The sequence below is a fragment of the Chrysiogenia bacterium genome (assembly GCA_020434085.1).
Classification (GTDB): Bacteria; JAGRBM01; JAGRBM01; order JAGRBM01; family JAGRBM01; genus JAGRBM01.
Genome location: JAGRBM010000376.1, coordinates 1 through 5,177, shown reverse-complemented (window position 1 = coordinate 5,177; position 5,177 = coordinate 1). Strand labels below are relative to the sequence as shown.

Here is a 5,177-nt window from a genome sequence, read left to right as displayed (position 1 = left end):
GCCGCATTTTTGAACTTGAGAGTGAAGCGGCGCAGCCCCGGCGGCAACGTGCCGAAGCCGCGGTAGAGGGCCTTGCCCTCGCGGCGTTCGTGCCTGAGCGCGCGGGTCTCGACGATGCGGCAGGCACCCTCGGCGCGGCCGCCGCCGATGCGGACCGCGGTGATGGACCCGTCCCCATCGAAAGGATGCTTGTAGGGATTTCCGAAGTTCGAGAAGATCCCCGGCCCGTTGCGATAGAGCGCGCCCGAAAGATCCTCAGGCAGCTTGCCCTCGACCTCCAGCGTCTCAAAGCCGTGTTCACGCGGCAAGTCGCGGTTTGCCAGGCGCCAGCCCATTCCCGGTTCAAAACGCAATGCGCTCTCCATCACCCGTGCAGCGGAACTCGAAGCAGCCATGCAACCCTCCTCCGCCGGGCATCGCTCAGTGTCCCGGCAACAGCCCCAATGTTAACATCGTCAACTTTCGGGCGTCAAGGGATTTGTTCCGCGGCGCTCTCAGGGCCTTCTCCCCCGTGGCGGGGGAGGTGGCCGAAGGCTGGAGGGGGTCGCTTCGTGCGGGCTCAACACTACCCCTCCCTGCCCTCCCCGCCACGGGTAGGGGACCGGAAGGTGCCGCTCCAGGCACGGGCTTGGCGAGCCAAGCCCCTACCCCAGCAGCTTTTCCCAGTCGACGATGGCCTGCTCGGCCACGCGGCGACCCAGCTCGTAGTCGCTCTTCAGCTTGTTCTTGTCCTGGGTCAGCCGCCCGGTCTGAAGGAGCGCAGGCGGGGCCACGTGCAGGATGCGGGCGTCCTCTGGGGGCGCTTCAATGAAATCGACGGCGGCCGCGTAGCGTCGCGGCGAGGTGCGCACGGCCTGCGCAAGCCCCGGAGTCTTGCGGAAGATGGCGGCGCTCAACCTGCTTTCGAGTCCCTCGGATTTTCGATACTGCGCAGGGCGCGAGCGTACGACCATGATCTCGCGCGCGCCCATCTCGTAGGCCTTCTGCACGGGGATGGGATCGGCGACGCCGCCGTCGACCAGCGGGCGCCCCTCATACAGGTTCTCCCCGCGATAGATGATCGGCAGCGCGCTCGAGCCCTTGATGATCTCCAGCAGCGTTTCGGGGGTGGGATTGATGTAGGCGGGCTCGCCGGTATCGCCGTAGGTGGCAACCGCGAGGAACTCCACGTGCTCGCGATGGAGCGCGGTCTCGCAGTCGAGCGGATCTTCCTGGGCGAGCACGTCCCAGAGCCAGTCGAGATCGACGTAGCTGCCGCCGCGAAGCCACTGCAGCGGCTGTTTGAAACGCCCGCTCGCCATGTAGTTCACAAAGACGCGGTAGTTGCGCCGATGCTGGTTCGCCAGGAAGCACGCCCCCGTGCACGCACCCGCCGAGGTACCGATCACCAGGTCAAAGGGAAGGAACTCGCGCTCGTGGAAGACATCGAGCAGGCCCGAGGCAAAGATGCCGCGCATCCCGCCGCCTTCGAGAACAAGTGCTTTTCTTGAACTCACCGAATCGCTCCGAAATTCAGCTTGCGCTCTCCGGCGCTGGCGCGGCCGCGGGCAGATGAATGCTCACCCGCGCGCCGCCCGCATCACCGTTGGCGACTTCGAGCAGACCACCCATGCGCCCCGCGATGACGCGCGCGATAAAGAGCCCCAGCCCCAGGTGCGCCCGCTCGGCCTTGCGGGTCGTGAAGAAGGGCTCGGCCGCATGGGCGAGCGCGCCCTCATCGAATCCCGGGCCGTCATCGCAGACGCGCACGCGGGCCTGGCCTTCCTCATCAAGCGCCAGTTCGATCCAGACCTTACCGGCACCGAACTGCCGCGCGTTCTCGACGATGCGCGCAATGGCATCGCCGAGCTGTCCTTCATTGCCATCAATCACGACGCCCGGCAACTCCCCGCGGGTCTCCACGCCCGCGGCGCCCACGGCAAGTGCGCGGCTCAGCTCGAAGCGCCCGGGCTTAACCTCCGTGTGCACCGAGAGTTCGTGCAGAATCGAGACAATGCCCGCCACGCGCTGCTGGGCGAGCCCCGCCATCTGCAGATCTTCGACCAGTTCGGCGCGGGCCGAGGCGGGTAGATCAGCGCTCTCGTCGGCGGCCAGCTCCTCGCGGGCACTCTCGATCACACTGCGCGCGCTGGAGAGCGGATTGCCGATCTCATGGGCGGCGCCGCGCACGAACTCACCGATGGCGGCGAGCGCTTCGGCCTCGACCAGGGCGCGCTGCTTGCGCTCGATCTCTTCGAGCGCGGCACGCAGCTCTTTCTCGCGCCGCTCGGCCAGGTGCATCGCCCACTCTCCCAGCACGGGGCCGAGCAGCAGCGCATCGAAAACGAGCATGACCGACATGAAATAGACATCCGGATTGGCAAAGGTCGCGCGTGAGTAGTCAGCGTACCAGGTGGCCTCGGGCAGCACGCCCTTGATCGTGAGCGTGGCCCCCAGCGCCATCATCACCGCCGAGAGTGAAGTGGAATAGATTCCCGCCGCACGCCCGAATGCGATGCGGTTGACGATGGGCACCACCGGGTAGGCCCACAGGAACGCGCTGCTCATCGATCCGGTGGAGATCACGATGTTGCAGACGATCAGCACCTCGACGCTCATGGCCAGGTAGTTGAGCCGCCCGAGCCAGGCCCGGCCGGGCTTGAATGCCAACACCCAGGCCGCACCGCCCATCCACAGAAGTCGCAGCGGGGTATCGATCAGATAGAACAGGCGCAGCCCCTCGGCCCGGTAGAACGGATCGGCGTGCGCAACGAAATAGTGATTCCAGTAGAAGGCGCCGAAAAAGATCGAAAAGAACAGGCGGATACGCGCGGCAACGAAGAAGACCCGTTCATCGGGCTCACGCCCTTCGGGCAGGGCGCCAAGCGCATCCCACACGCGGCGGACCGGACCCGGCAAGCGATCAGCAAAGCCCGCCTCACTCACGACTGACTCGTACATCTCTCCCCCTCCAGAGCAGAGCACCGGCAACCCGCCACCGGCCGGGTTGGAGCTGTTTCCAGGCCGCTCCAGAGTATCGCAGCGCTGCACGGCTGGCCAACGCCCGGGGGTAACCCGGTGGACCGGCCCCCCGGGCGCTGCTATCCATCAGGCTGGATACGCAAAGACCGGACGTTCCCTGAAAGAGGCCGAGCGCGATGAGCACGAGCGACAACCCACTTCTCAATCTCTCCTTCGAGATCCCCTTCGACAGGATCGAGGCTGCCCATGTGGAGCCCGGCATCGATGCGCTGCTCAAGCGGGCCCGCGTGAAGCTTGAGGCGGTCAAGACCGTGAGCAGCCCGCGTACCTTCGAGAACACCATGCTGGCCTTCGAGGCCATTACCCACGACCTGCACGAGGCCATGTCAGTCATCAGCAACATCGAGTCGCTGGCCACCACGCCCGAATTCCGTGAGGCCTACAACGCCGTGCAACAGCCCGTGAGCGAGTTCTACTCAAGCATCGTGCTCGACGAAGACCTCTGGAAGGCGCTGCGCGACTACTCGGAGACCGACGAGGCGAAGGCACTGACCGGCATCCGCAAACGCTACCTGCAGAAAACCATTGCCGACTTTCGCCGCGAGGGCGCCGACCTGCCGCCCGAGAAAAAGAAGGAGCTCGCGAGCATTGATGTCGAGCTCTCGAAACTAACGACCAAGTTCTCCCAGAACGTGCTCGATGCCACCGTCGATTACGAGATCTACGTCACCGATGAGGCAAAACTCGCCGGCCTGCCGGCCTCGGCCATTGAGGCCGCGCGCGCCGACGCCGAATCTCGCGACAAGGCGGGCTGGCGCTTCACCCTGCAGGCCCCGAGCTTCATCCCACTGATGACCTACATCGATGATGCCGAGATCCGCCGGCGCGTCTGGACTGCTTACAACACCCGTGCGACCGGTGGGGAGACAGACAACTCCGGGCTGATCAAACAGATCCGCGAGCTGCGCGAGAAGAGGGCCCGCATGCTGGGCTTTGCAAACTTCGCCGATCTGGTGCTCGACGATCGCATGGCGCGCGAGGGCGCGGCGGCCAAGAAGTTCACCGAAGAGCTGCGCGAGAAGAGCGAAGAAGCATTCCGGAGCGAGAATGAAGACCTGCGCGCCTTCCGCAAGGAGATCGAGGGCCAGGACGCCCCGGATCTCAACCCCTGGGATGTGGGCTACTACGCAGAAAAGCAGCGAAAAGCCCTCTACGCCTTCGATGAAGAAGAAGTGCGCCCCTATTTCCCGATGGAGAATGTCCTGAAGGGCATGTTCGAGATCGTAAATCGTCTTTACGGCATTCAGGTTGTTCCGACCGAAAAGCTGCCGACCTGGCACAAGGATGTGCGCACCTACGACATCCTCGAAGAGGACGGCACCCACATCGCTTCGTTCTACGCCGATCTATTTCCGCGCGACAACAAGCGCGGCGGCGCGTGGATGACCGACCTGCTCACGGGGGGGCCGGCGGGCAAGGGTTTTATTCCCCACCTTGGCGGGATCAACGGCAACATGATGCCGCCGGTAGGCGGCAAACCCGCGCTGCTCACCCACCGGGACGTGGAGACGCTCTTCCACGAGTTCGGCCACCTGCTCCACCACGCGCTCAGCCGCGTGGAGCTACGCAGCCTCTCGGGCACCAACGTGGCCTGGGACTTCGTGGAACTTCCCTCCCAGATCATGGAGAACTGGTGCTGGGAAAAAGAGGCGCTCGATCTCTTCGCCCGGCATTATGAGACCGGGGATGCGATCCCTGACGATCTTTTCGAAAAGATGCTGCGCGCGCGCAATTTCCGAAGCGCCAACGCCATGATGCGCCAGCTCGGCTTTGCGACCGTGGACCTCAAGATCCACACCGAATACGACCCCGAGCAGCACGGCGATGTCCTTCCCTACGCGCGCGACGTACTCGCCGAGTTCGCCACGACGGCGCTGCCCGACGACTACGCGATGATTTGCGGCTTCACCCACCTGTTTGCCGGACCCGTTGCCTATGCCGCGGGTTACTACTCCTACAAGTGGGCGGAGGTCCTCGATGCCGACGCCTTCACGCGCTTCAAGGCCGAGGGGATCTTCAATCGCGAGGTGGGACGCGCCTTCCGCGAGAGCGTGCTGGCCAACGGCGATGCCGAGGACCCGATGGACCTCTACAAGAAGTTCATGGGCCGCGAACCCGACCTCTCCGCCCTGCTGGAGCGCTCCGGACTGCTGGAT

At 64.8% G+C, this 5,177-nt stretch carries 4 protein-coding genes; 1 reads left to right on the top strand and 3 read right to left on the bottom strand.

Annotation, left to right across the window (positions count from 1 at the left end; all coding sequences use genetic code 11):
- From KDH09_13040 to KDH09_13030, 3 genes are all read right to left on the bottom strand, one after another.
- The coding region (locus KDH09_13040; GenBank protein MCB0220619.1) for a carotenoid oxygenase family protein at positions 1-395 on the bottom strand (395 nt) is incomplete at its 3' end.
- A 249-nt stretch (positions 396-644) separates the two neighbouring features.
- Entirely contained in the window at positions 645-1,496 is an 852-nt protein-coding gene (locus KDH09_13035; GenBank protein MCB0220618.1) for a patatin family protein, read from the bottom strand.
- A gap of 16 nt (positions 1,497-1,512) precedes the next feature.
- Positions 1,513-2,940 carry a HAMP domain-containing histidine kinase gene (locus KDH09_13030; GenBank protein MCB0220617.1) on the bottom strand — a complete coding sequence of 476 codons (1,428 nt, stop codon included), beginning with the start codon at positions 2,938-2,940 and terminating at the stop codon, positions 1,513-1,515.
- A gap of 197 nt (positions 2,941-3,137) precedes the next feature.
- Here KDH09_13030 and KDH09_13025 point away from each other — a divergent pair.
- The coding region (locus KDH09_13025) for a M3 family metallopeptidase (protein MCB0220616.1) at positions 3,138-5,177 on the top strand (2,040 nt) is incomplete at its 3' end.